The sequence below is a fragment of the Haloferax litoreum genome, from assembly GCF_009674605.1.
In the GTDB taxonomy this organism is placed as follows: domain Archaea; phylum Halobacteriota; class Halobacteria; order Halobacteriales; family Haloferacaceae; genus Haloferax; species Haloferax litoreum.
On sequence record NZ_WKJO01000001.1, the window covers coordinates 1,282,028 to 1,306,742 of the forward strand.

General features: G+C 62.6%; 24 protein-coding genes. 9 read left to right on the forward strand and 15 right to left on the reverse strand.

What is annotated here, in order from left to right:
* Positions 1 to 39: 39 nt before the first annotated feature.
* Complete coding sequence (gene serS, locus GJR96_RS06650; RefSeq protein ID WP_151162216.1) at positions 40 to 1,425, forward strand: serine--tRNA ligase; 1,386 nt, start codon at positions 40 to 42, stop codon at positions 1,423 to 1,425.
* Between the two features lie 41 nt (positions 1,426 to 1,466).
* Here the strand turns inward: serS and GJR96_RS06655 are convergent, their stop codons facing one another.
* Both GJR96_RS06655 and GJR96_RS06660 read right to left on the reverse strand, forming a co-directional pair.
* Positions 1,467 to 3,128: a PhoX family protein gene (locus GJR96_RS06655; RefSeq protein WP_151162217.1), complete on the reverse strand. Its 1,662-nt coding sequence runs from the start codon at positions 3,126 to 3,128 to the stop codon at positions 1,467 to 1,469.
* Between the two features lie 137 nt (positions 3,129 to 3,265).
* Positions 3,266 to 3,613 carry a nuclear transport factor 2 family protein gene (locus GJR96_RS06660; protein WP_151162218.1) on the reverse strand — a complete coding sequence of 116 codons (348 nt, stop codon included), beginning with the start codon at positions 3,611 to 3,613 and terminating at the stop codon, positions 3,266 to 3,268.
* Between the two features lie 122 nt (positions 3,614 to 3,735).
* On the opposite strand from GJR96_RS06660, the gene GJR96_RS06665 reads away from it, so the two are divergent.
* Positions 3,736 to 4,233 carry a DUF367 family protein gene (locus tag GJR96_RS06665; RefSeq protein WP_151162219.1) on the forward strand — a complete coding sequence of 166 codons (498 nt, stop codon included), beginning with the start codon at positions 3,736 to 3,738 and terminating at the stop codon, positions 4,231 to 4,233.
* 27 nt (positions 4,234 to 4,260) lie between these two features.
* Here GJR96_RS06665 and GJR96_RS06670 read toward each other — a convergent pair whose 3' ends face one another.
* A complete protein-coding gene (locus tag GJR96_RS06670) occupies positions 4,261 to 4,623 on the reverse strand; it encodes a DUF5518 domain-containing protein (protein ID WP_151162220.1) in 363 nt (120 codons plus the stop codon).
* Between the two features lie 180 nt (positions 4,624 to 4,803).
* Here GJR96_RS06670 and GJR96_RS06675 point away from each other — a divergent pair, with 180 nt between their 5' ends.
* Entirely contained in the window at positions 4,804 to 5,781 is a 978-nt protein-coding gene (locus GJR96_RS06675) for an NOG1 family protein (RefSeq protein WP_151162221.1), read from the forward strand.
* A 60-nt stretch (positions 5,782 to 5,841) separates the two neighbouring features.
* Here the strand turns inward: GJR96_RS06675 and GJR96_RS06680 are convergent, their stop codons facing one another.
* From GJR96_RS06680 to GJR96_RS06690, 3 genes are all read right to left on the reverse strand, one after another.
* Positions 5,842 to 6,324 carry a hypothetical protein gene (locus tag GJR96_RS06680; RefSeq protein WP_151162222.1) on the reverse strand — a complete coding sequence of 161 codons (483 nt, stop codon included), beginning with the start codon at positions 6,322 to 6,324 and terminating at the stop codon, positions 5,842 to 5,844.
* Between the two features lie 170 nt (positions 6,325 to 6,494).
* Positions 6,495 to 7,235, reverse strand: a complete 741-nt coding sequence (locus GJR96_RS06685; RefSeq protein ID WP_151162223.1) for an SIMPL domain-containing protein — start codon at positions 7,233 to 7,235, stop codon at positions 6,495 to 6,497.
* Between the two features lie 108 nt (positions 7,236 to 7,343).
* Complete coding sequence (locus tag GJR96_RS06690) at positions 7,344 to 8,648, reverse strand: TIGR00341 family protein (RefSeq protein ID WP_151162224.1); 1,305 nt, start codon at positions 8,646 to 8,648, stop codon at positions 7,344 to 7,346.
* A 251-nt stretch (positions 8,649 to 8,899) separates the two neighbouring features.
* Here GJR96_RS06690 and GJR96_RS06695 point away from each other — a divergent pair, with 251 nt between their 5' ends.
* From GJR96_RS06695 to GJR96_RS06705, 3 genes are read left to right on the forward strand one after another with little or no spacing between them, the layout of a single operon-like run.
* The gene (locus GJR96_RS06695; protein WP_151162225.1) at positions 8,900 to 12,151 is read left to right on the forward strand and encodes a tubulin-like doman-containing protein; all 3,252 of its coding nucleotides are present in this window, start codon (positions 8,900 to 8,902) and stop codon (positions 12,149 to 12,151) included.
* Positions 12,138 to 13,700 (forward strand): hypothetical protein, encoded by a 1,563-nt coding sequence (locus GJR96_RS06700; protein WP_151162226.1) that lies wholly within the window; start codon positions 12,138 to 12,140, stop codon positions 13,698 to 13,700. Before GJR96_RS06695 ends, GJR96_RS06700 begins: the two co-directional genes overlap by 14 nt.
* On the forward strand, positions 13,697 to 14,821 hold the full coding sequence (locus tag GJR96_RS06705) for a hypothetical protein (RefSeq protein ID WP_151162227.1): 1,125 nt from the start codon (positions 13,697 to 13,699) through the stop codon (positions 14,819 to 14,821). The genes GJR96_RS06700 and GJR96_RS06705 overlap by 4 nt, the downstream gene beginning before the upstream one ends.
* Here GJR96_RS06705 and GJR96_RS06710 read toward each other — a convergent pair.
* On the reverse strand, positions 14,798 to 15,511 hold the full coding sequence (locus tag GJR96_RS06710) for a 5-formyltetrahydrofolate cyclo-ligase (protein ID WP_151163932.1): 714 nt from the start codon (positions 15,509 to 15,511) through the stop codon (positions 14,798 to 14,800). The genes GJR96_RS06705 and GJR96_RS06710 overlap by 24 nt on opposite strands.
* A gap of 138 nt (positions 15,512 to 15,649) precedes the next feature.
* Here GJR96_RS06710 and GJR96_RS06715 point away from each other — a divergent pair, with 138 nt between their 5' ends.
* Entirely contained in the window at positions 15,650 to 16,135 is a 486-nt protein-coding gene (locus GJR96_RS06715) for a GNAT family N-acetyltransferase (RefSeq protein ID WP_151162228.1), read from the forward strand.
* A 16-nt stretch (positions 16,136 to 16,151) separates the two neighbouring features.
* Here the strand turns inward: GJR96_RS06715 and GJR96_RS06720 are convergent, their stop codons facing one another.
* Positions 16,152 to 16,814: a helix-turn-helix domain-containing protein gene (locus GJR96_RS06720; protein ID WP_151162229.1), complete on the reverse strand. Its 663-nt coding sequence runs from the start codon at positions 16,812 to 16,814 to the stop codon at positions 16,152 to 16,154.
* Positions 16,815 to 17,200: 386 nt separating this feature from the next.
* Between GJR96_RS06720 and GJR96_RS06725 the strand changes: the two genes are divergently transcribed.
* Both GJR96_RS06725 and engB read left to right on the forward strand, forming a co-directional pair.
* Positions 17,201 to 17,530, forward strand: coding sequence for a DUF7344 domain-containing protein (locus GJR96_RS06725; protein WP_151163934.1), 330 nt, complete (start codon positions 17,201 to 17,203; stop codon positions 17,528 to 17,530).
* Positions 17,531 to 17,721: 191 nt separating this feature from the next.
* Complete coding sequence (gene engB / locus GJR96_RS06730) at positions 17,722 to 18,339, forward strand: GTP-binding protein EngB (protein ID WP_151162230.1); 618 nt, start codon at positions 17,722 to 17,724, stop codon at positions 18,337 to 18,339.
* Positions 18,340 to 18,379: 40 nt separating this feature from the next.
* Here engB and ddh read toward each other — a convergent pair whose 3' ends face one another.
* From ddh to GJR96_RS06765, 7 genes are all read right to left on the reverse strand, one after another.
* A complete protein-coding gene (gene ddh, locus GJR96_RS06735) occupies positions 18,380 to 19,306 on the reverse strand; it encodes a D-2-hydroxyacid dehydrogenase (protein WP_151162231.1) in 927 nt (308 codons plus the stop codon).
* An 89-nt stretch (positions 19,307 to 19,395) separates the two neighbouring features.
* Positions 19,396 to 20,166, reverse strand: a complete 771-nt coding sequence (locus tag GJR96_RS06740) for a DUF3179 domain-containing (seleno)protein (RefSeq protein ID WP_151162232.1) — start codon at positions 20,164 to 20,166, stop codon at positions 19,396 to 19,398.
* A gap of 86 nt (positions 20,167 to 20,252) precedes the next feature.
* Positions 20,253 to 21,023: a DUF3179 domain-containing (seleno)protein gene (locus GJR96_RS06745; RefSeq protein WP_151162233.1), complete on the reverse strand. Its 771-nt coding sequence runs from the start codon at positions 21,021 to 21,023 to the stop codon at positions 20,253 to 20,255.
* A gap of 285 nt (positions 21,024 to 21,308) precedes the next feature.
* Positions 21,309 to 22,043 (reverse strand): cupredoxin domain-containing protein, encoded by a 735-nt coding sequence (locus GJR96_RS06750; RefSeq protein ID WP_151162234.1) that lies wholly within the window; start codon positions 22,041 to 22,043, stop codon positions 21,309 to 21,311.
* 91 nt (positions 22,044 to 22,134) lie between these two features.
* Positions 22,135 to 22,506, reverse strand: coding sequence for a hypothetical protein (locus GJR96_RS06755; RefSeq protein WP_151162235.1), 372 nt, complete (start codon positions 22,504 to 22,506; stop codon positions 22,135 to 22,137).
* Positions 22,507 to 22,733: 227 nt separating this feature from the next.
* Positions 22,734 to 23,330 (reverse strand): helix-turn-helix transcriptional regulator, encoded by a 597-nt coding sequence (locus GJR96_RS06760; protein ID WP_151162236.1) that lies wholly within the window; start codon positions 23,328 to 23,330, stop codon positions 22,734 to 22,736.
* A 115-nt stretch (positions 23,331 to 23,445) separates the two neighbouring features.
* Positions 23,446 to 24,687: an NUDIX domain-containing protein gene (locus GJR96_RS06765; RefSeq protein WP_151162237.1), complete on the reverse strand. Its 1,242-nt coding sequence runs from the start codon at positions 24,685 to 24,687 to the stop codon at positions 23,446 to 23,448.
* Positions 24,688 to 24,715: the final 28 nt, after the last annotated feature.

Genomic DNA, 24,715 nt, shown 5'->3' on the forward strand with positions numbered 1-24,715 from the left:
GCGATACGATTTTGCCGCCGGCCGGGGAACCACGAATCAATGATTGACAGACAAGTGCTCCGCGACGAACCGGAGCGAATCCGCGATGCACTCGAGGCACGCGGCATGGAGGACGTGGACCTCGACCACATCCTCGACGTGTACGACGAGTGGCGCTCGCTGAAAGCCGAAGGCGACAATCTCCGACACGAGCGCAACGAGGTCAGCCAGAAGATTGGAACCCTGAAACAGGAAGGCAAAGACGAGGAGGCTCAGGAAGCCATCGAGCGCTCGGGCGAACTCAAAGCCGAACTGCAAGAACTCGAAGAGCGTAGCGCGGACCTCGAATCGGAACTCGACCACGCGCTCCTCGAACTGCCGAACATTCCGAACGAGTCGGTCCCGCTCGGGACGGACGAATCGGACAACGAGGAAGTCCAACGCGTCGGATTCGACGACCTGCGCGAACTCCCCGACGAGGTGACGCCGCACTACGAACTCGGCGAGCAACTCGATATCATCGACGAGGCACGCGCCGCGAAGACGACCGGGTCGGGCTTTTACTTCCTCAAGGGAGAGGGCGCGATGCTCGAACACGCGCTTATCCAGTTCATGCTGGACGTCCACCGCGAACAGGAGTACGTGGACCTCTTCCCACCGATTCCGGTCAAGACCACGTCGATGGAGGGGACCGGTCAACTGCCGAAGTTCGCCGAGGACGCCTACCGAATCGGCGGGTCGGAGACCGAAGACTACGAGGACGACGACCTGTGGCTGTGTCCCACCGCCGAGGTGCCGGTCACGAACATGTACCGCGACGAAATCCTCCTGAAGGACGACCTGCCGCTGAAGCACCAGGCGTACACGCCGAACTTCCGGCAGGAGGCGGGTGAACACGGAACCGAGACTCGCGGCATCGTTCGCGTCCACCAGTTCAACAAGGTCGAACTCGTCAACTTCGTCGAACCCGACGAGTCGTACGACCGCCTCGAAGCCCTCGTCGACGAAGCGGCTGAGGTCCTCGAGCGACTCGGCCTCCCGTACCGCGTGCTCTCGCTCTGTACCGGCGACCTCACGTTCGCGTCGGCGAAGACGTACGACCTCGAAGTGTGGGCACCCGGCACCGAGTCGGACGACAGTCCCGACGGCATGGGTGGCCGGTGGCTCGAAGTCTCGTCGGCCTCGAACTTCGAGGACTTCCAGGCTCGCCGCGCAGGCCTGCGCTACCGACCCGAGCGACACGAGTCGGCGGAGTACCTCCACACGCTCAACGCGTCGGGGACCGCTGTCGGCCGCGTGATGGTCGCACTCCTCGAATACTACCAGAACGAAGACGGCACCGTCGACGTGCCGGAAGCGCTCCAACCCTACATGGGTGGCCGCGAGGTCATCGAAGGCCACGAACCCGTCGGCGAGGCAGCAGTCGGCGCTGGCAAGAAAGACTGAGTCGCCGTCGCATCTTCTCGCTCTCCCGCTTCTGCACGTTGTTACCCGGTTCCCGGGTCGAACACCCAGAGCATACTCGGTTGCCGGAGACCGGAGTCTTCACCGACGATGACCCGGCCGTCGGGCATGACGACGAGATTGTCCGGGTTCGAGAGGACGCGCGCGTCGTCGCCGTCGTCGGTGGAACACGACTCACACGCGAGGCCCGTCGGTCCACCGACGAGGGCCGGTTCCATCCGACTCACGTCGTAATCGTCGCCGAGGCGCATCCGATAGACCGCCCCGTAGTCGTTCTGTTCGAGGTCGATGTGGTCTCGCCCGTCGACCATCGCCTCGTTTATCTCTGCCATCGCGACGTAGGCGTACTCGCCGGGTTCCACGCCCGCGCGGACGTTGATTCCCTCCATCTTCCGGAACTCGACAGTGGCACCCAGAGCACCGGCGGCCTTTCGCGATTCGAGGAACGCGACTCTGTCGTCGCTGGCGTCGCCGTCGGCCCACGCCTGAATCTCCCCGTCGGTGATGTAGGAGTTCTCGCCGTCGGCGTAGTCGTCTTGCGTGATGCCGTCGTACTCGGCAATCCACGCCTCGATTTGGTCGTTCGTCCCGTGGGCGAGTCGCACCCACTCGATGTCGAACCCAGTGGTCGTGACGTCCTCGCTGTCGTCTTGCGACACCTTTGCGGCGAAGAGCGTTCCGGCGGAGAGGTCACCCGGTTCGTCTGCGATAAATTTGAAGAAGGCTGTCGCAACCTCGTCGTCGGTGAGATAGACGGTTCGCTCGTCGGGCATCACGACGGCGTTCTCGTGTGCGAACCGACCCATGCTGAAGTGTTTGACCGGCGTCGGTGAGTCCGCCTTCGGGTCGGTAATCTCGACGATGTAGCCGTAGCGATACGGGTTCGGGTAGTAACCGAGGTACTTCGCGAGGTTCTCCACGTCGTCTATCGTCTCGTAGGATGGATTGTTCCACTCGCGGGTGTCGGCGAACATGAGTTCCTCCGAGGAGAGCGGTGTCCCCCACGGCGAGACGGTGCCGAAGCAGTTGAACCACGTTCCTTCGACGGCTTCGAAGTCGAGGTTCATCCCGTCGACGACTTCCCAGTCGCGTTCGCCCGACGGGTCTTCGAGGCGTAACCGCGACACCATTCCGGGGTGGTCCTCCCAGTCGGTGAAGAGGTATCCCTCGGTGTCGCTCACGGGGACGAATCCGTTGAAGTCGGGGTTGATTGCGGTGGTCAGTGGTTCGCCGTCGGGCGAGAAGGGGACACCGAGCGCTCTCGCGTCGCCAATCTCGTCCCCGCCGTTTGCGAGGACTTTGTACTCGCCGACGGCGGTTTCGACGGACTTCGATGGGTCGTCAGGAACCGGGACGCTCTCGAAGTCGAACGGCAGGGAGTTCATATCGTACTTCGTGACGACGCCGACTGCCCCCGTGGCGAACGGGGGGTCGTTCCCGTGGTCCGGGTGCTGGACGTTGAAGAAGAAATGGCCGTCATCGCTGAGGAACAGACCGGTGAACTCGGCACCGGTGACGGTCGTCGCGAGACGCCGAAGGGACGGTTCACGCGGTGGTCTCGGTGTCCCCGTCGTTTCAGTGGCAGTCTCCCGGGTGCTCGTGCTGGGAGATGTTCCGCCACACCCGGCGAGCGACGCTGCCACGGCGGTGGCGACGAACGCTCGTCTCGTGAACTTCTCGCGCATCTCTTCTATATTGGTTGCACCACTGATAGTTGTGTGGCCGACCGTTCCGACTGGACGGCAATTCGATACGGTGTCGTGACGAATCGACCAGCGTCAGCGTTGGCGGGTGACCGGTGGAGAATCGGTCGTTGAGAAGTTCAGTTCGGCGAGCGCGTGAACGTCCGCAACTCCGCTAGCTTACCGTCACGGGCGCGAAAGCGGTCCAAGAAGACGAACAGTTCGTCCCCCGCACTGTCTTCGAGGTGGCCTCGGACGACGATTTCGTCGTCTGACTTCGACTGGATGTACCGGTCGATGACGTGTGTCGTGTCTGTTCGCGGTCGGTCGTCGCGCATGAACGAGACGAACTCGTCGCGCCCGTCGAGTGTCATGTCTCCTCGGTGCTGGACGAAGTCCGGGTCGAGGAGGTCCCGGAGTGCGTCGTACCCGTGTTCGTCTACCGCCGTGTAATACTGCCGCGCCAGATACGTCGCGTCGGGGTGCACGGGTTGCCTTCGTGTCCGAGTCAGAAGAATCCGACGCCGGAACTGGATTTGTCGTGGTCACGAGGGACGCTTCTTCACGTCGCCTTCGAGACGCTTTTCTCGCACACCCACGTACCCCGAGTGTGGACCTGCACGTTCGATACGAGGGTGACGACGACCCGAAGAAGTGCACGGCGAAGAAACTCGAACGGTTCGACATGGCGGCCCTCCACGGGTCGGACCGGGCGACGCCGTACGGAGTCGTCCTCAACCCCCACGCCGACAAAGCACTGTCGCCCGCCGACAAGGATACCAGCGCACTCGTCGCGCTCGATTGCTCGTGGGAGTCGGCCGGGGAAGCGATGTTCTCGCTCCCCGGCGAACACCGCGCACTCCCGTATCTCGTCGCCGCCAACCCGGTCAACTTCGGCCGCCCGATGCAACTGACGACTGTCGAAGCGCTAGCCGCCGCACTCGTCATCTTCGGCGAGAAACCGCAGGCCGAAGAGATTCTCTCGAAGTTCCGCTGGGGTCACACCTTCCTCGAACTCAACGAAGAACCGCTCCGTCGCTACAGCGAGTGTGCAGACTCGACGGAAGTCGTCGAGGTGCAACGAGAGTACCTCGAACGCGGAGAGTAGACGACGGCTCTGTCGACACCCTGTTCTTCAGTCTTTCACCCACGCCCCGAGCGCCCCCGCCAGTGCGCTGTCGATGGCGAAGATAAGCGTCAGGACGATGCCGAGGACGAACACCCCGAGGCCACCGAAGAGACTTCCGAGTGGCCCACCGGCGAGTCCGACGAGGCCACCGAGGAATGCGGCGAACAGACTCACGACGATACCGGAGATGGACCCGGCGACGAGGCCGTTCCACGCGCCGTTCCCGAGGGTCCCGCCGGCGAGGTAGCCAGTGGCGAACCCGCCGATGAGTCCAGCACCGATTTGGCCGACAATCGGAACGGTGAGGCCGCCAGCACCGACGACGAGCATGATGACGAACCCGACACCGACCGCCTTCCAGTCAGTCATACACCGAGGTACCGCGTCATCACGTAAGAACCTCGTGGCGGTTCGGGCCTCCAGTTCGCCACCGACGTGGGTCTTCGACGGTGCAGAACCGTGCGGATGACCTGCACGGCTAATTCGCGTCACGAGGCGGCGAAACCCAAACAAACGCGCTTTTACGCCTCCGCCTTGTAGCCGAGTGCAATGATTTTCGAGTCTCTCCCGACCACGCCCCGGTCGGACGAACTCATCGACAAGGCCTTTTCGCGGGCCGCACGCGCGGGGCGAGCGAAGCAGAACAAGTTGGAGGCTCAGCAGTCGATGCTCCAGACGGCGTCGAACATCCTCTCGGACAACCTCGAGAACGTCGTCGTCGAGTGGCCGGACTTCGAACTGGTCGACCCCTTCTACTACGAACTCGCCGACGCCATCGTCGACGTCGACGAGGTTCGAAAGAGTCTCTCCGAGATTATGTGGGCATCGCGGCAAATCGACAACCTCGCCCGTGAGTACCAGCCGAAACTCCGCAAGACGGACGCCGACCTCGCGCGCAAGCACCGCAAGCAGGCGTTCGCCCGCATGGCCAGCGTCGTCGAAGAAGTCGAAGACGACCTGCTCCGTATCGGCGAGGCACGCGACGCCCTGAAGGGCCTCCCGGACATCCGCCCCGACGAACCAGCCATCGTCGTCGCCGGCTATCCGAACGTCGGGAAGTCGTCGTTCGTCAACGACGTGACCCGCGCGTCGAACGAGATTGCCCGCTACCCGTTCACGACGAAGGGCGTCCAAATCGGTCACTTCGACCGCGACCGCATCCGGTACCAGATTATCGATACGCCCGGTCTCCTCGACCGGCCGGAAGACGAGCGAAACGACATCGAGCGGCAGGCCGTCAGTGCCCTCGAACACCTCGCGGACGCCGTCATCTTCGTCGCCGACGCGAGCGAAGAGTGTGGCTACCCTATCGAGTCACAACTCGAACTCCGCGACGCCGTGAAGGCACGCTTCGAAGAGCGGAACATCCCAGTCCTCACTGTCTGTAACAAGAGCGACCGCTCGACGGACATGGAAGCCGACCTGTACATGAGTGTCGAGACGGGCGAGAACGTCGACGCCGTCCTCGCCGCCGCCGCGGACGCCGTCGGGTTCGACCCCGACATCCCACCGTCGCGGAACGAGTAGTCGGGAACGTGATACTTTCTCCGTCGAATTCGGTTCTCACCGTTCGTCGCTTCGAGACCCTCACTCGAGTTGGATGAGTCTGAGGTGGAACGTCTCGTTCTGATACCGGACGTAGTGTCCGAAGCCAGACGATTCGGTATCGGAAGCGAACGAATCGAGTTCCTTCTGCACGTCGGATGCCTGTGACGTCGAGAGGGACACTGACTCGAACCCGTCGTCAGACGCACGCGCGGAATCGATGGCCCACTTGATGTTCTCCGGCGGTAGCGACGACGTGTTGTACTGCACCACTGTCGTGTTCTCAGGTATCGTTTCGACCACCGTCACTCGGAGTTTCACTTGACCACCGCCGACAGAGGAGAGCGTCGACGTCGTTGTCGATGGAGGAGTCGATGTCGTCGGTGTCTCCGAAACGGGAGCAGTCGTCGGAGATTCAGTGGTCACTGTTTGTGCTGGTGTCTGGGTGAGGCCGTCACCGCTTCCGACACAGCCACCGAGAAACAGTGCAGAGACAGTTAGCAAGAGGAGGGCAAAGTGGCGCACTGTCTTGGCTGACTAGTACAGTCGATAAGTACTTTCTGATGACACGAATGGAGAAATGCGTCACTCGTGGTTCTCGGGCTGGGAAAATAGTAGAACCGTACGTGAGTGGTCTACGTACTGCTCCGGGTCTGTGGAGCGAGCGGTGGAGGGCCGAATCGGGGACTTTCGTCTTATTCTGCCGTGTAGACCATCTGAACCGTCGCGGAGACGGTCACGGGACCGGGTGTGAGTTCGGTCGGTGCGCCGGCACTGGTGGTGCGGGCGGCGTCTTCAGCGTACGCGACGGGGTACGGTCTCGGGGAGTACCCACCGCCGACGTTCGCGGTGTGGACGCCCGTGATTTCGAGGTTGGCCGCGGCGGCGACGGTGTTGGCGTCAGCCTCTGCGGACTCGACGGCGTTCGTCAGGGCTTCGCTGCGGAGTTCGGCGCGCTTCTCGTCGGTGAGCGTGAAGAACACGCCGCGAATCTCGTCTGCGCCCGCGCCGACAGACAGGTCGATGACCTCACCGGCGCGGTCAGGAGCAACTTCGACGGTCAGCGTGTGGGCGGCGCGGTAGCCGACGAGTTCGCGCTCCTCACCGCCGTAGTTGTACTCGGGGTAGATGTGGAACCCACTGCTCTGGATTGCGTCCTCGGCGATGCCGGCGTCCGTGAGGGCCGTCCGAACGGCGGCCACGTCGTCGGCGACCATGCCACGGGCCTCGTCAGCGGAGTCGGCCGTCGCAGTCACGGCGATATTGACGACGGCGAGGTCAGACTCGGCGGTGACTTCGCCAGTTCCAGTGGTCGAGATGGTCGTCGCGTCTGTGCCATCTGAACTTCCTAGCGTCGTCTGGAGTGGTGCAGAGAGACACCCGGCGAGCAAGACGAGACCTGCGATGAGGAGTGGGGCGATGATGCGTCGTTTCATACCCTCTAGAGGACAGATGAGATATTCAATCCGCGTAAGAGACAAAGAACGATTGTACCTATCGAACCCGCCCGGTTCAGACTGCGAGTAAGCGCACGCTGTGAGTCGCTACTCGCTGACGGCGACGTAGCGGACTTCCACGTGCACTTCGTCCGCCGCCCACGGGGAGAGGGGGTCGGGTGCGACTTCGTTCACCCGTTCTGTGAGGACGGACTGGACGTCAGGTGGGTCGGTCCACGGGTCGTGCCCGATGGTGACGACGACTGCTTCCGGTTCCTGTAGTGGCCCACTGTCGTATCTGACGTCTAACGCCAACAGGCGGGCGTCGGTGTCTGCGAGCACGTCTTCGATGGCCTCCTGTGCGTCGGTTTGGAACCCGGCGTTCCGGTACGTCGTGTACGTCACTGCTCCGAGGAACGACGACAGGACGAGCAACCCCATCCCGAGGGCGGCGATACGGATGATAGTCGTTCGCCGGGCCTCGCTCCGCCGAATCCAGCGCTCCGGCCGGTACCCCTGTTTCCAGAGGACACCGATGGCGACGAAGTTGACAGAGAGGATGTTCACCAACACGAGAATCGCCGACCCGACGACTGCTTCGGGTGCGCCCCACGCGAGGCCGATACCGACGACGGCCGTCGGCGGGACCAACGCCGCAGCAATCATGACGCCGACGAGTGCCGTCGAGACGCCAGACGAGAGGGAGATTGCGCCTGCGGCACCGGCACCCAACGCGATTGCCAGCGAGAGGATGTCCGGCGCGAGTCGTTCGTCGACTTCGGGAATCGACAGCACCTCTCCGACCGACAGCGGGACGGCACCCGTCTCCTTCAGCAAGAAGGCGAACAGGGCGGCCGCACCGACGGCCAACACCCCGCCGAGCGCCTGTAACCGAACCCCCCTGACGAACATCTCGTCGTCGTCGACGACAGTGCCGACGCTCGCGGCCATCGCGGGACCGACGAGGGGCGCGATGACCATCGACCCGACGACGACGGCGGGCGAGTTGAGGAGCAAGCCGGCGGTGGCGACGATTGCCGAGATGGCCGTCATGACGACGTACGTGGGCAGGGACGGAGCGAGGTCCGCCGCCTTCGACGCCAACTCCTCACGCGCGATTCTGTCGCCGTTCTCTTCGTCGTTCTCGTACTTCTCGACCAGTGCATCGAACCGCTTCGACGCCACTGTCTCGGCGTTCACGACGACGGTGTAGGCGTCGCGTTCGATGCCCGCATCCCGTAATCGCTGTAAGACTGGTTCGACCGCTTCCTTCGGAACTGGGAAGGTGACGACGGCGACGAAGTCGCGTCCCGACGATTCGTCAGAGACGGCGTAGTCCACGCCCTCCTCGTCGAGCGTTCGGAGGACCGTCTCTCGCTTCCCTGTCGGCACCAGCACCTGTACGAGTCGCACGCTCTCACGTCGCTCCCGGCGGCCAAATAAGCAGGGGGAAACGAGACAGGGGGTGTCGTTCCGTTGCCCCAGTCGCCGGCACTGGTCGCGATTAGATTCTTCGCGACCGAGAACACGCTGTTCGAGATGGTCGGTTCGGCAGAATGCCGCCTTCGAGATAGTGTCGTGATATCATTCCAATAGTTATGTGTAATTCGTCGAACGGTGAAAAAAGATTAACATTTTGACACGACCATCGTGTGACCGACACAATGAACGTTCCCGATAGAATCTTCGCAGTTGGGGGTGCAGGGAAACAACTCGCGTTCGAGTTGCTCGAGACCCAGTGGGTTCTCGAAGCGATATTGAAACCCCGAGGAACACCACTCGAGACGAAGGTCACGATTATCGATAGTGCGGAAGGAGAGGCGACGGGTGGCGACCAAGGTGGTGATTGGGAACGAGTCGACGACATCAAACGTCGCATCCGTCGTATCCAAGAAAGGTACCGAGACCAGGATGACCGGCACAGACCCGGTCGAATCGACGTCGATTACAAACTCCTCACCGAGAACGTTCGACTCAACCGCCAACTCGACATGGTTGGCGACGCCGAAGTCGAGCGAATCACCGCCGGAAACGGCATGGAACGCGACGACTGGTGGTTACGACCCTCTCACATCAACGAGAATCTGGACTTCGCCAAAGGCGTCATCCGAAAACGAGGCTTGAGCAAGGCGCTTTATTACAAAGCCTACGCCGAAGACGACATCGAGGCAGTCGTCGACCTGCCCGAGAAGGGTGAAGTCGCGATGCTGGTCGGACTGGGTGGTGGGACGGGTGCCGGACTCCTCTTGGACCTCGTCGAACATCTGAAGCGGGAGCAATCGACCGCCGAAGTCACACTCTTCGGTGTCCTCCCCAACAACGCCGAGGGGGAAAAGGAGAACGCCAACGCCTTCGCGATGCTCTCGGAACTCGAGTACCTCTCGCTGTCGGGGGCCGACCTGTTCGAAGACCAAATTCTCTTCTCCATCGAACCGACGTCCTACGGCGGAAAGGCCGACCAGATGAGTCCGAGTGTGGACTACCTCAAGGAGTTCGACGAGGCGTTCGTCTACTCGCTCCTCTTGTACTACAACCGCCAGTACTACCTCGAAGAGTCGTTCACGTCGTCGCCGTACGCCCCGTTCACGGTGGCAGTCCCACACCTCGTTCGGTACAACACCGAGGCGATAGAGGAGTTCCGCGCGACTGTCGGCGACTACCTCGACCAGAAGTCGGAGTCGATGAGCGCCGAGAAGCGACTCTACGACGAAGTCAGTTCGTTCCTCGACACTCACTACCCCGAGTCGTCGGGCGAACTCAGTGACGAAGACGAGGTCGATTTGGAGCGTCGTATCGCCCAGTTGGAGACGCTGATTTCGCTCGAACTCTTCGAGGACCTCGATTACGAGGTGACCTCCGTGTTCCGGACGGAGGTTCTCGACTCGGCACGGGCCGAACTGAACGCCGACGAGCGTGAAGAGGGCCACGCGCTGGACACGATGATAGACATCATGGTCGGGTCCGTCGAGGCCGGCGCACTCGAAAATGCGGATTCGAGTTCCGAGGAAGTCCTCGTCGCCGACGTGCTTCGAGAGGACGTCGTCCTCCTCGGCCGCAGGAAGCAGATTCTCAAACGTCTCAAAGGCGTCTCCGACCCGAAGGTTCGGGATGCGCTGGAGTACCTCGTGGGTCTCCGCGAAGGGAACGCAGGTGCCAAATCGACGCAACTGAGCGGTGAACACCAACGCGCACAGACGGCCCGAAAACAAGCAGAGTCGGAACTCCACGAGACGCGCGAGGAGTTAGACGAACTCCGAACCGAGCAATCCGAGCAAGTTGCACGGAAGACCGACGAGTGGGTCGCGGCAGTCAAAGAGCAGTTCGAACAACTGGACGCGCTCGAATCGAGACCCCTGCGACGGGATATCGAGACGCTCCGGTCGAGTCTTCAGGACTTCCGCAGACGCGTCGAGCGTGCGCGCTCACCGGACGAAGTCGAGGCTATCGACCTGACCGAAATCAACGAGGCACTCGCCGACGTCGAAGACGACCTGCAAGCGGCCGACGTGTACCTCGACGCGTCCGACGTGGCCGACTCCGTGGAGATGGCGAAGAAGGCGCGAATCGCCCACTACGGCATGTACGCGGACCAGGGAGTCTCGAAGTACCTCCCGTGGGAGTCCCAGCGCGCCAAACAGCGAAAGAGCGACGAAAAGCAGTTCAGTGCACAGCGGGCACAACTCCGGAACAAGAGTCTCCCGGTCTTCGAAGTCACCGACGACGGCGGCGAGTTCACCTGTACGGTCCGATTCGACGGGCAGCAACTCCTCGACCAGGTCGAAGAGCGCCGAGAGACGCTTCGCTCGGAGATTCTCTCGACGTTCGATGAGACCGTTCCGTCCCCGCGTCCGAGTGAGCGCGACCATCTCACCGACCACGTCGAGAACGGGAGCAGTCTCGAAGAGATTCGCGCAGTCGTCGAAGAGGCACTCGAACGCGAACTCGCCGACACTGGCAAACTCGAATCGCGCGTCGAGGGCATGGAGGCGACGGTAGACGAACGGCGTGCAATCGAAGAACTGTACGCCGACGCGCAGAACGCCGTCACCGAGTTGAACACGCACACGGAGTCGTTCACGCGCAACCTCGACGCCTACCAGCGAGGTATCAAGTCGCTCGACGAGACGAACCCACAGCAGACGGCCGTCGAAGAAGAGTACACCTTCCGCAAGCACATCCAGCCACACAACATCTTCCTCGCGACGGGTAACAGCGGACTCGCCGAGAGCGACGTGCTCGACAACCGCAAGGAGAAACAGCAGTTGGCCGGCCACGTCGACGAACTCGCCGACAAAGCGCGCTCGACTCAGTACTGCGGGTTGCGCAAGCGGAAGTTGATAGCGGACCAGCGCCGGTACGACGGCATCGACGTTCACGTGGGTCTCGCCTCCGAGGCGTCACTCCACGGTATCGTCGACCTGCAATCACCGTTCCAGAACGCGTTCGAACTCGACAACTCCCAGTACGGCCAGTGGGAGTGCGACTTCGGCGGGGCGTGGGAGATTGGGATGACGTCGTTCATCACGGGCGTCTTCCTCGACAACCTTCGACTCATGGTCGGCCCGGAAGGGTACGCCGAGAAGTACTACGAGTACGAGTCGAAACTGGGCGGCGACATCCTGATTCACCACGCGTACGGACTCGAAGACGGGAACTTCGTCCGTCGAAAGGCGATGTTCAACGTCGAGTACACCGACGACGTGCGGACGTTCCTGCAGAGTGACCCAGAGGTGACGGCTACGCTCCTCGATTCGTTCGAGCGAGTGCTGATAACCGACCCGTCGGCGGCGGACGAACAGTTCGACGGCGACATCGAGGTACAAACGACGACGCTCACCGACGGCGACAGTACCACGGCGAACGCGACTGGCGTCCCAGACGAAATCGTATCGCTCGAAGACGATGGAGACGATTGAGACGCGGACGCCCGACGCGCGTTCGACGCCACTCCGGGAGCGACTCGGTGCGTTCACCGACAACCACGAGATGATTTCGGTGGTCGCGTACTTCCTCGTCGTGGTCGGTACGTCGGCCATGCTGGCACCGATGCTCGGCCTCGCGTGGGAGTCCAGAGGGCTCACGTACCTCCTGGTGTTGGTCCCAGTCGAACTCGGGTTCGTCAGTCTGGCGTCGTTCACCGTCTTGCTCCTCGGCGTCTGGTGGGGACTCGTCGTGCTGTTACTGCTGTTCGACACGAAAAAGCGCCTCCAGGGATTGTTCCTCGTCGTCGGAACGCTCACCGCACTCTTCGGACTGTGTCAGTTCGGCCTCGTGTGCGGGAATCTGAACCTCCTGAGCAACCTCGAATGGTTGGGGGCCGGACTACTGGTCGGCGTCCTCCTCGGCGGTCTGCGGGACATGCCCGGTCTGCTCGAAGGCAGGAAGACCGAGTTCCGCGACGCTGCCCAGTGGGTGTTCTATCTGGGGTCGCTCCTCGTCGTCGCCGGATTTCTCGAAGCACACGTCCAGTACCCACTGCCGATGATTGAGTCGTCGTCGGTCGACAGCGGGGTCGGACTCGCCGACCCCGCCGGTCGAAACCTCCTCGTGGACGCGGCCCTCTCCGGCGTCTTCGTCGTCACACTCGGTCGGTTCATCGAGTACGACGCCGAGACGAACTTCTTCGTCCTCGGCCCGTCTCAGTCCGGGAAATCGCTGTTGATGCTCGGTGCGTACTATCAGGCGACGGAAGGCGTCACCAACGAGATGGACCCCGTCCCGAACAGCGAACTGTACCACCTCCTCGGTGAAGTAGACGACAAACTGATGCGCATGTCGGGGTCGGGCAACAGTTGGTGGCCCATCCCCGGAAACGACCTGGACGAATCGGCGCGCCTCGGATTCGAGTTCGTCCACGGAACTGCGTTTCCGAAGAACGTCGAGGTGCAGACCGTCGATTACGCTGGAGAGTGGCTTTCACTCGTCCCCGACATCATCACGATGGACGACGCGCAGTTGCGCGAGTACGTCGACGCCGAGGGGTTCAACGTCGACGCGATGGAGGACATCAAACACGGTGTCGCCGCGGCGGACGTGTTGGTCCTCACCCTCGACGTCGAGAAACACGTCACGGGCCAGTCACTCGACATCGGAACGTACCACGAAATCGTCGAAAAGACCGCGGGGAAGACAGTCCTCCTCGTGGCGACGAAGTGTGACCTCCTCGTCGAACCGTTCGAACAGGAGACTGGTCTCGACCCATACACCGCCTTCGACGACTTCAGCGAGTACGTCGAACGGACGCTCACCCGCCGCGAACAGGTCCGTTCTCTCGTCGACAGAGCGGCCGGGTCGACGGTGTACCCGGTGTGGTTCGAGACCCGACCGGCGTCGTACGAGGCCGACGGCGACGGTGTCGACGGAGATGAAGAGCGAATCCATCGCGTTCCGTCGCTGACTGCGGACGGACACATGGTTCCGGTCGGGTTCGACCGCCTGTTGGATTACTTCGGCCGAGGACGATGACCGACCTCGAGATATTCGACCGCTTCGGCAACCCGGTGACGGGCGACGGCCCAACTGAGGACCGATACGAACGGTTCGACCGCAAAGAAGTCCTCCTGTACGTCGAGACGACGGGGGCGAATCCCACACTCGTCTGCGCGTTTCGGGCCCACGACCGGCCCGGCGGGCGGTCGAATCGATTCTACGCGACGTTCAGCGGCGACGACGTCGATTCGCTGTTCGTCGCGTGTCGGCAGGCAATCGAAGAACAGGCGGACGAACTCGGGTGGCGACTCGACACCACGTCCGACAACGACCGGGTCCACACCTTTCTCGCCCTCTCGGAGGTGTCCTCCGACGACGTCGCACTCGGCGACCAGGGCGAGTACGTCTCGCACTTGCTCCGGACCGGAAGGCACGCCGATTTCGAGACCCGAGACGTTCGGACTGGTCTCGCGGTGGTGAAACAGATTCTGCAAGACGAACGCCTCCGTGGGTCGTTCGCGGTCGGGAACAACGGCCGCGTCCCCGAGACGGACGATGCACTCGTCGTCGTCACTCCCGGTGCGACCGGCGCGAGTCCACTCCGACCAGTCGGCGCGACCGAATCGGCACTCGAATCGGCCCGAGAAGAGTGGGAAGAACGACTGGCCGACGACCGTCTCGCGGAGATGACCGAGACGGTGACAGAGAGCGTCAGCGAACTCACACAGCGGACGTCGTTGAGCGACGACGACCTTCGGGACAGACTCGTTCGCGAGGTAACCCGAGCGTTCGAACGAACAAACGTCGGCGTGCAGGCGATTCGAACTGACAGACTCGAAGAACTCGAACGCGAACGAGACGACTTTCGACACGAGTTGTCCCGAGCGAACTCCCTCGACACCGCCGCGCGCTCCGGGTCGCACTCGACCCGCGCCCGCGCCGCCCTTGTGGTCGTCCTGTTGCTGTTAGCCTTCGCCGCCGGTGCGATTCTCACGTCGGCACTCGGTACCGTTCCACTCGTCGACGAACTCGTCACCGCCGGCAGTAGTCTCCTCCCCACGGACCGACTCTCTGCCAGTCTCTTCGCCGGACCCTCGTTGCTCACATTTGCGACCCGAAAGACCACGCTGTCGCTAGTCGCGACGGAGTCGCTGTAGGACCGGCATCTCGGCGAGTTGCTCGTCCGAGAGGGCCGACCAGTCGATACCTGCTGGCCGCGGATACGGCGTCTCGGTTCGAACCGTTCGCTCTGGAGTGACGACGAGGTCCATCGGCACGTCGTGGTCGTCCGGTTCTGGGGCGTCGTCGCGGACCTGACTCTCGTGAACTGTCGTGACGACGGTGGTCGTGTCGTCGACGGCACCGAGACCCTGCAAGACCGCATATTCGAGGTCGCTGAACCCCTCGCCTTTCCCGATTCGCGCGCCGGCTTCGGTGACTGCGACCGACCCCGAGACGACGAGGTCGATTGCCGGGAGGTCTTCCGGGCCGACTGTGTCGGCGTACTCCTCGACGTGCGACACCGTCGGCGCACTATCGAGATGGTCGTCGTCCAGACGACTGGGCTCGAGTTCGTAGAAACACTCCTCGTCGCGGAGGCGCGGGACGGCCATGTAGACCGTCTTGCCGTCGCGGAGGGCACGTCGCCGAACCGGAAGTTGCGGTGAATCCGGGTTCGCCTTCACTGTCGTCGCGGTGGCCCACACAGACGTCTCGGCCAGTCGCTCGGCCGCCACGTTCGCACCGTCGAAGTTCGGGATACGACCGTGCGGCGGAAACGGGAATCGGGCGACGCCCGACGCTTCGAGTTCGTCCCACACCGCGTCTCGGAGGTCCGATTTGTCCATCTCGGTGTCGTCTCTGACTCGCACCGAGGAAAGGCCCTCGTCTCGCTCACGAGAGATTTTTCTCCGGTCGCGAGTTATTTTCTTTCCACGAGCTATCTGCACGAAACGATTTTGCGAGTCCTCCACGAATAGTGTGTCATGTTCGTCCGGACTGCGAGAGAGACCGACGTATCGGACATCGCGCACATCTGCGCCACGGGGTGGCGTGACGCAGCGAGTGGGGAGTCCGCACTAGACGAGACGGTGGCACTCGTGGAGACACGGGTCGACGAGAAAGGACTCGCACGTGACGTCCAACGGACGGACGGTGACCACGGGTGGGTCGTCGCCGTCGAAGACGACACTGTGGTCGCCGCCGGTGGCGGCAGACTCACCGACGACGCGTCCGGTGAGGTCTTTTCGCTCCACACGCACCCGGAGGTACATCGTGCCGAGGCCGGGAACGCGGTTCTCAGGACGCTCACCGCACAACAGGTCGTCGCAGGCGCGCGTCAGCAGTGGGCCTGGTGTCCGGACGGTGACGACGAGATGCTCTCGTTCTACAGAGAACAGGGGTTCGAAGTCGTGGCGTCTGTCGGCACAGACGACGCTCCCGAGTCACTTCGACTGGTCAGGCGTATCTAACCCGACCTAACCGAGTTCAGTCCAAGTCTGCTGCCGACCGGGACAGCAGGACTTTCCGGAGGACAGTGTCTGCGCCGCGTCGGATACGTTCGGACGCCGCTTGCGGACTGATGCCGAGTTGTCCGGAGACTTCTTTGAGTGTGGTTCGTCGCGGCACCTCGAAGTATCCCTCAGAGACGGCAGTGACGAGGGCTTCTTGCTGTTGGGGTGTGATGTCGAACGTGTAGACGCCCGTCTCTTCTTCGACGAGGGTGTAGATGCGTTCGACGTGGAAGTCGATTCCCTCCTCCTGACAGAGGTTGTGGAACTCGGTCAGTCCCGCGTGGTCGTTGAAGCGGAGTCTGAAGGACCACGGCGTGTTTCCGTGTGCTTCGAGGATAGTCGCCTCGCTCTCGGTGAGTATCGTGGTCAGGCTTGAGACAGTGTCGCCCCAGTAGACGTGGTAGAGAACGCGGTTACCGACCTTGGCGACGGCCTGGAGTTCTTCGACGATACGGTTCTCACGGACTGCACTTTCGAACTGCTCGAAACTGTCCCCCTTCGCCCAGAAGAATGGCATGATGTCACCGCCAGTCGGGACGACACGCTCGAGTTCGATGTGCATCCCGCCTGCGACAGACGTCACCCGACCGAGGTCGAAGTCATCAGAATCAATAGTCAACTCGGCAACTACGGCCATCTCACCCCAAATTCTCGTCACAAGGTCTTGAACCCCCTTGCTGATTCGCAGTCGGGGACCGGCGCTGACGTGCGCAAACATTCGCCCCCACTTGAACGACCGGAGTGTGAAAGCACAACGAGGGTATGATTGTGCTAGTGATTGTTCTGTGGGGAAGTGAGCGTGACTACACACAACTCTCGACATCTGTACGCTATCCAGCAGTGCTGTGGGGGCACTCCAGCGTACACGCTGTCGACTGGGACTGTCTCGCGAGAGACTCGACAGAAGGTGGTGTCTCCGAGGAATCCCTCGCGAGATTCCGTGAAGACCGCCCAGCGGCGCTTTGAGACGGCGTCTGCCGAGCGCCCCGTGGTCCCTGCGCTAGCCCGGTGGGGACGATGACGATGGCGGTGACTCCTTCCCCTCGTCTCGACGATGCGTTCGACGCCCTCAGAGATATCCACCGACGACGCCTGTTGATGGACCTCTGTGAGGGCGACGTCACGCGCCTTGGACGAGCAACTACGGTCGTTGCCGATGGTGGTGATGCCGACGACGAACGACTGGAGGTGGAATTGTTCCATCTCCATCTCCCGAAACTCGACGGCGCTGGGTTCATCACGTGGGACCGCGACAGCGGTTCTATCGAGCGGGGGCCGCGGTTCATCGAAATCGAACCGATGCTCCGTCTGTTGGACCGGAACGCCGGCGAGTTACCGGAGAACTGGGTGTGACGACTCGGTCGTAACCCGACACACGCCCCGCGGTGGCACGCTGTGGTGGCTGCCGCCACCGAACCGTGTGTTCTCGACGAACGAAACGACGAGTGGCGATGCACTGGTTTGCACTCCGTGACCCCGCTGACTCTCGTGTCGCACCGAATCGGTTCCGTCTCTCTTATCTGTCGTGATGGCGAAGCCTCGGTATGTTCGAAGACCGACCGAATCGCGACGAAATCGTTCTCGTCGGCCGGTCGAACGTCGGGAAGTCGACACTGATGCGCGAACTGACGGGTCACGACAAGTTCACGACGGGCAAGAAACCCGGCGTCACCCGTAAACCGAATCACTTCGACTGGAATGCAGAGAAGTTCATGTTCACCGACCTCCCCGGGTTCGGGTTCATGTCCGGCGTCGACGCCGACACTCGCGAGGCAATCAAGACAGACGTCGTCCGCTACATCGAGGAGAACGCCGACAACATCCTCGCGGCAGTCCTCGTCGTCGACGGCAAGAGTGTCATCGACATCATCGACCGTCACACGACAGAAGACTCCATCCCGCACGACGTGGAGATGTTCTACTTCCTCGACGAACTCGACGTTCCGACCGTCGTCGCGGTGAACAAGATGGACAAAGTCGACGACAGAGACGAACGTCTGAACGACCTGTGTGACCGACTCGGGTTGTTCCCACCGTGGAAGCAGTGGCGAAACGTCGTCGCGCCGATTACCGCCAAACGCGGCGATATCTCGGCCCTCGAAGACGCGCTTCGCTCGCACCTGCACGAACAGGGTCGCGACGACCTGTTCAAGTTCCTCTGAACGGTCAGTTCACCGCTCTTCGAGTAGCTGGCTCCCTCGACTACACCACGCGGTTCGTAAGCGCCTCGCCGTCGGCTATGTTCTCGACGTTCTCGCGGACGAGGGCTGCGATGTCTTTGTGGTACTTCCCCGTCGCCGCACTGACGTGGGGCGTGAGGACGACGTCGTCGAAGTCCCACAACGGCGAGTCGTCGGGGAGTGGTTCTTCTGTGAACGCGTCGAGCGCAGCGCCTGCAATCGCCTCGCGCTCTAACGCCGCGACGAGGTCCGACTCGTCGACGACCGGGCCGCGGGCGACGTTCACGAGATACCCGTCGTCTCGCATCGTCTCGAACTCCGGTTCGGCAATCATCCCCTCCGTCTCCGGCGTCAACGGCGTTGCCAACACGACGAACCGCGCGTCACGAATCGCTTCGTGCAACTGGTCGGGCGTGTAGACTGTCGAGACGCCGTCGACCGGTTTGCCGGATTGGCGAACGCCCACTACGTCCATGCCGAGGGCGGCGGCACGGTCGGTGACTCCCTGCCCGAGTGTGCCGAGGCCGACGACACAGATGCGCTCGTCGCGGAGCGTGAACGGTTCGTCGTACCGCGGGCGCGTCCACTCGTGGTCGTGTTGTGCGTCGCGGTAGACGTGGAGTCTGCGCGCCAGCGTCAGCAGATAGCCGATGACTGTCTCGCCGACAGTCGTGCCGTGGATTCCGGTGCTGTTGGTGAGGTACGTCCCGGCCTCGTCGTAGACGCCGACGGGGAATTCGTCGTATCCGGCGCGAATACAGTGGACCCAGTCCGCGTCGAGGAAACTGTCCCGGTGGCCGAACGACACGACGGCGTCGCCGGGTCCGAACTGTTCGTCTTCGTCGACGAGTTCGACCGGCACGTCGAGGTCCGCGAGTGCGTCGAGAAGTCGCTGCGGCGGCATCGCGAGGCCGACAGATGGGTCGACTGCGAGGCGTTCGATGTGCATGCGCTCGGGTCACACCGACACACGAAGGAACTTGCGCCCTCGGCGCTGGTCTCCGGTTCCGACACCGAGTGTGTCGCGACGCGACTCGGTTACGCCGTCTTCGACCACGGCGGCGGAAGGAGTGCGTCGGTCGCTGGGTGCGCGTCGCGCCACTCGCCCCACGTCGTCACCGTCGACGGGAGGATACGCATCCGCTCGCCCGACTGCGACCCGCAAATCGCCTTCGCGAGCATCTGACTCCAGTAACTTCCCGTCACCTCGTCGTAGAGGACGAGATTCCCCGAGTTTCGAACCTCCGCCTCACCGGAAGAAGCAGATGCACCGAACGTCCGGCCCTCCTCGACGCTGGCGAACCCGTAGACGGCAGGCGGTTGCCAGAGGTGCCCGGAGACCTGAAACACCGCCTCCGTGCCGTCGACACGACGCTCTGCAACCATTCCGGACTGGCAAATCGGGCAGTAGGTCACGAGGACCGGGTCGCCACCGAGGGTGTCGTTGACGACTTCGTGCCACCAGAGGATAGAAAGCGGATACGCACGGGCCACGCCGTTTCGTTCCATGCCGACGACGTAGGCGTCTGCAGAGAGGCCCGGCCCAATCTCGTAGCCGAACCGGTACTTCTCTGCGACGGCTAACCCGCCCCAGTCGGGTCCGATAGCCGGTTCCAGCACCGCCTCGATGCCGATGAACGGGTTCGGCGGGTCGCCGCAGACAGTCCCGGGGAACCCGTGAATCACTGTCGAGTCCGGGTTTTTCGGGGCGGGAAAGCCCGCTATCGGGGGCCGAATATCCCCACTGGCACACCCGGCGAGACCGGCCGTCGAACCGGTGAGTAACCCGAGAAACGTCCGTCGGTCCATGTGTAACGTGGGTCCGTGTGCTGGGAAACTCCCGCGGAGTCGTGCGTCGGCGTCGCACGCGGTGTGTGGGTTCCGTATCGTTCGCACTACGCCGTCTTCGACTGCGGCGGTGGGAGCAACACGTCGGTGTCAGGATAGTCCGCGCGCCACTCCGCCCAGGTCGCCACAGAAGATGGCATGATGCGCATTCGCTCACCTGACATCGGCCCGCAGATACCGCGCGCCAGTATTTGACTCCAGTAACTTCCCGTCGCTTCGTCGAGGAGGACGAGATTCGCGGCGTTACGGAACTCGACTTCACCCGTGACGACAGATGCGCCGAACACGCGTCCTTCTTCGGCGCTCGCGTAACTGTACGGTTGGGGTGCCTGCCACAGTTGCCCGGAGACACGGAATGTCGTCTCTTCACCGCCGACGCGGCGTTCTGCGACCATCCCCGTCTCGCACATCGCACAGTAGGTCACGAGGACCGGGTCGCCGCCGAGGGTGTCGTTGACGACTTCGTGCCACCAGAGGATGGAAAGTGGGTACGCACGGGCCGCACCGTTGTACTCGACACCGACGACGTACGTGTCTGCGGAGAGGCCGCGGCCGGTTTCGTCGGCGAAGCGGTACTCCTCGGGGACGGTCACGTCCTCCCAGTCGGGGCCGACTGCTGGTTCGACCACCGCGTGGATTCCGTCGCTCAGGTACGGTGGGTTACTGCAGACTGTCGTCGGGAATCCCTCTTTGACGATTGGGTCGGGGTTCCCCGGCGTGGGAAAGCCCGCAACTGGTGGCCGAGCGTTCCCTTCGGTACACCCTGCAAAGCTTAGTGTCGCTCCTGTGAGGAGGCCGAGGTACGCCCGACGGTCCATACTGTAGTGTTGGTCACTTGAAGAGATAATGTCGATGGAACAGTCTCGTGGGCGTACCAGTCGGTGGTAGACGAAACAGACGCGTCGCTCTCGGGTCAGTAAGATGGTGGCTCAGCTAAAATCCATCATCACAAAGGGCTGAGTGGGGGTAACTTTCTTCATCGCCACCGAATAGCCCTCGGATTTCGAGCGTGATGAATCCATCTCATTCGTGTCTTCGTGGGTCCGTGTGCGACTGCCGACGACCACATCACCGCGTCGACGACACTCATCCAACTCGTACGGTCACGCCGCATGTTCGAGGGCCTCGTGAATCGCCGCGTTGAGTTCCCGAAGACGCTCGCGGATTGGGTCGGCCAACTCCGCCGGTGGGTCGGTGAGTGCCGGTTCTCCCTCCGGGTCGGGCGTCCCGACGATGACGCTTCCAATCATCCCCACGAACTCGTGCGGGAGACAGAAGTAGTGATAGACGCCGGGCATCTCGAACGTCTTCTCGAACGTCACACCACCCTCGGTGATAATCTCGCTATTCCACGACGCTGTCCCGTCGGGGGTGAGTTGTGGTCTGTAGTTCTCCGGGGAGTACGACGTCGTCGAGTGGAACCCACGCTCGTTTGTCCACGTGACCGTCCCACCGACGTCGACCCAGCAGATGTGTGGTTCGAAGTGGTGTCCGGTCGCTGTGGTTACCATGCCGACGTCGGCACTGTCGAGTGGCCCAGTAAGTTGCTCGTCGTGTTCGTGACTGTCTTCGACGCGTTCCGCAGACTCCTCGTCGTCGTGGTGCTCATCCCCTCCGTGATGGTCGTCGACGTGATGCTCACTTTCTCCGTGGTGGTCGTTGACGTGATGGTCGTCGACTTCAGCACCAGCGCCGCCTGTGTCCGTGGTCGTCGTCTGGCCCTCGCTCCCCTGCCCATCTGTCGTTACGGGCGCTGTCGTGCACCCTGCAAGCCCTGTGACCGTCGTCGTCCCTGCAAGAAGGAGGAACTGGCGGCGGTGAAGTTCGATATCGGACATCTCGTTCACCTCTGCTGAGACGTACGTGACGAGTGGGTAAAACGGGATACAGTTCGTGCGGTGGAGAATATCCCCGAGTCGTCGGATAGGATTAACAGCCCGGTCCACCGCCGTACATGCCACCCCCGCTACCGTACATCCCGCCGTTTCCGTGACCGTACATGCCGCCGGGACTCCGTCCGGTGACTCCGGGCCCTCTCGGTCCGTCTTCAGCCATGAACTGTCCCATCTCTTCGACAGTCACGCCCATGTGTGATTCCATCCATTCGACCGCACCGGGTCCCATGTGTTGGGCCATGTGCGTCTCCATCCACGCGGTCCACTCGTCGGCGGTTCCGTCGTACGGTGGCGTATCGTCTGTCGCGCTGTCGGTTCCGTGGGCACTGACGACGGACGCGCTGAACGCGAGTCCGACGACTGCGAGTACCACGAGCACCAATCGTCCGGTTGTGAGTTGGGTCATTGTCGTTCGCCTCGGTTTCTCGTAGGGTGGCCCGGTGGTTATCGTCGTGGGTGTGAACAGAGTCAGGAGAACGTTCGAGAACGTTTCTAGACTTCTCTCGTCGTTTCTCAGCGACAGAATCGTTCGTGTCGGGAGAATCCGAGACGTGCGCGCTCGGCCTCTCGACAGCAACTGCTGTCCCGGATATTCTGTGGGTGAGTCGCACTGAGTCGTGGCGAGGGGGACGGTTACTGCACCTGATTTTGTGACAGGTCGTCATCGGGATAGATGCGGTACGTCCGTCCCTGTCGCTCGCGGTAGAGCAGTCCGCGCTTTTCGAGTTCGCTCACGGTCTGACTCACTTTGCTCTTCGAGAAGTTCGACCGGTCGCGGAGTTCTATCTGCGTGATTCCCGGTGACGTGAGAATCGGTTCGAGAACGCGGCGCTCGTCCTCGGGCAGGACGTCGAGTAGACGCGGGCGAGGACGCTCGTTCGCACCGGTCGTCACGTCAGTCTCGCCGGTTGTCGTCGTTCCCGCATCCTTCGAATCCGGTGATGCGTCGTCTTCGCGTCTGTGCTGTTCAGTCTCTCCGCCGCTGGCTGTGAGTTCACGCCGGAACGCGAGGTACACGCCGCCAACCGCTCCCGCGAAGAGGACCGCACCGAACACGTACCAAAGCGGGTTCGTGCCGTGTACCGCCGACATCGACGTCCCCATCATCGACCCCATCGTCTGGTCGAGCGCGCGGTTCTGCTGATAGGTCTGCCACGCGAGTGCGCCGCCCAAGACGAGGACGGCCGCGACGACGAAGCTAACGGCGACATCAGCACGCCGTCTGTTCATGCCACCACCTCGAACGAACGTCCCATGTCGTCATACGTTCGAGTTGGTCGGGGAAGAGGGTACCAGTTTTGTTCGTTCTCACCGCGTAGGTTCGACCACTCGGTACTGGGCGATATCACCCAACTGTTCCACTGTCGTCCCACGCCGCGAGTGCGGCGTGTTCGGACGCAATCGTGGACACGTCGTCGGCGTCGAGGACGCCATCTTCGGTGACGATACCAGTGACGAGGTCGGCAGGCACGACTTCGAACACCGGGTTCTCGGTCACGACCGACGCCTCGCCGTCGTACAACGACCCACCGTCTTCGCCGACGAACTTGTCGTCTCCGCGTATCTTGTCCCGGGCACAGACTGCGAACACGGGGACGCCGGCCCGATGGGCGGCGAGTGCGAAGGGGAAACTGCCGACTTTGTTGACGACTGCCCCCGACGCGAGGACCGAATCCGCGCCGAGGAGAACCACGTCGATATCGCCTCCCGCGACGAGACTGGGGAGCGCCGCGTCGGTGGTCAACGTCACTTCGATACCCGCGTTGTCGAGTGCTTCGGCCACGGAGACGCCTTCTGCGCCCGGCCGTGACTCGCTGACGACGACTGCTGGGTGCGCATCTTCGAGGGCCGCGACCACGGTTCCAGAGCGTGAGAGGGTGGCGATGCGGTCGTACTCGCGTGTTCTGAGGAGGCTTGCCATCGCTGCTGCCGCCGCCTCGTCGGCGACGACGGCCTCGTCGATTGTTTCTTCGGCGCGACGACGGAGCGTCTCGATATCTCCATTCGCTTCGGCCATCACTCGGTTGACCCGGGTGACCACGGCGCTCATACTGGGTCGTGCATCGCGGAGTTGGCGGCCGAACGAGACGAGCACTTCCCACGAGTCCGCGTCGACGGCACAATCGCGGAGGACTTCGAGCGCCCGAAGTGATATCCACGCCGACCCGTGCACCTCGTCTTCGCGGACAGTCTCCAGCGTCGGAGCGACTCGGTGGTACGTCGCCCACAACTCGGGGACAGTCTCGCGTTCGTGGATGACCGTTGGGTGGACCCACTCTACCGCCGCGAGTTCCTCGTTTGGCTCTATCGAGCGGTCCCTCACGTCGAACATGAACGGGTGAACGGTCCACTCGCGGTCACCGTCGGTGATGGTCATCGGGTGGCCCGCGCAGGCGAGTGTCGCGTCGGTGACGCCGACTTCTTCGCGGAGTTCCCGACGGGCGTCGTCCAACGCGTCGTGAGGGTTGCCCTCGACGTACCCCGAGACACCGGCCCACCGCCCTGCGTACGTCCCGACTTCGTCGCTCCGCCGCGTGAGGAGGATGCGCCCGCCGTGTCGGAGAAACGCGGTGACGACGTGTGTCATATCCTGAACTACGTGTCCGACAGACAAA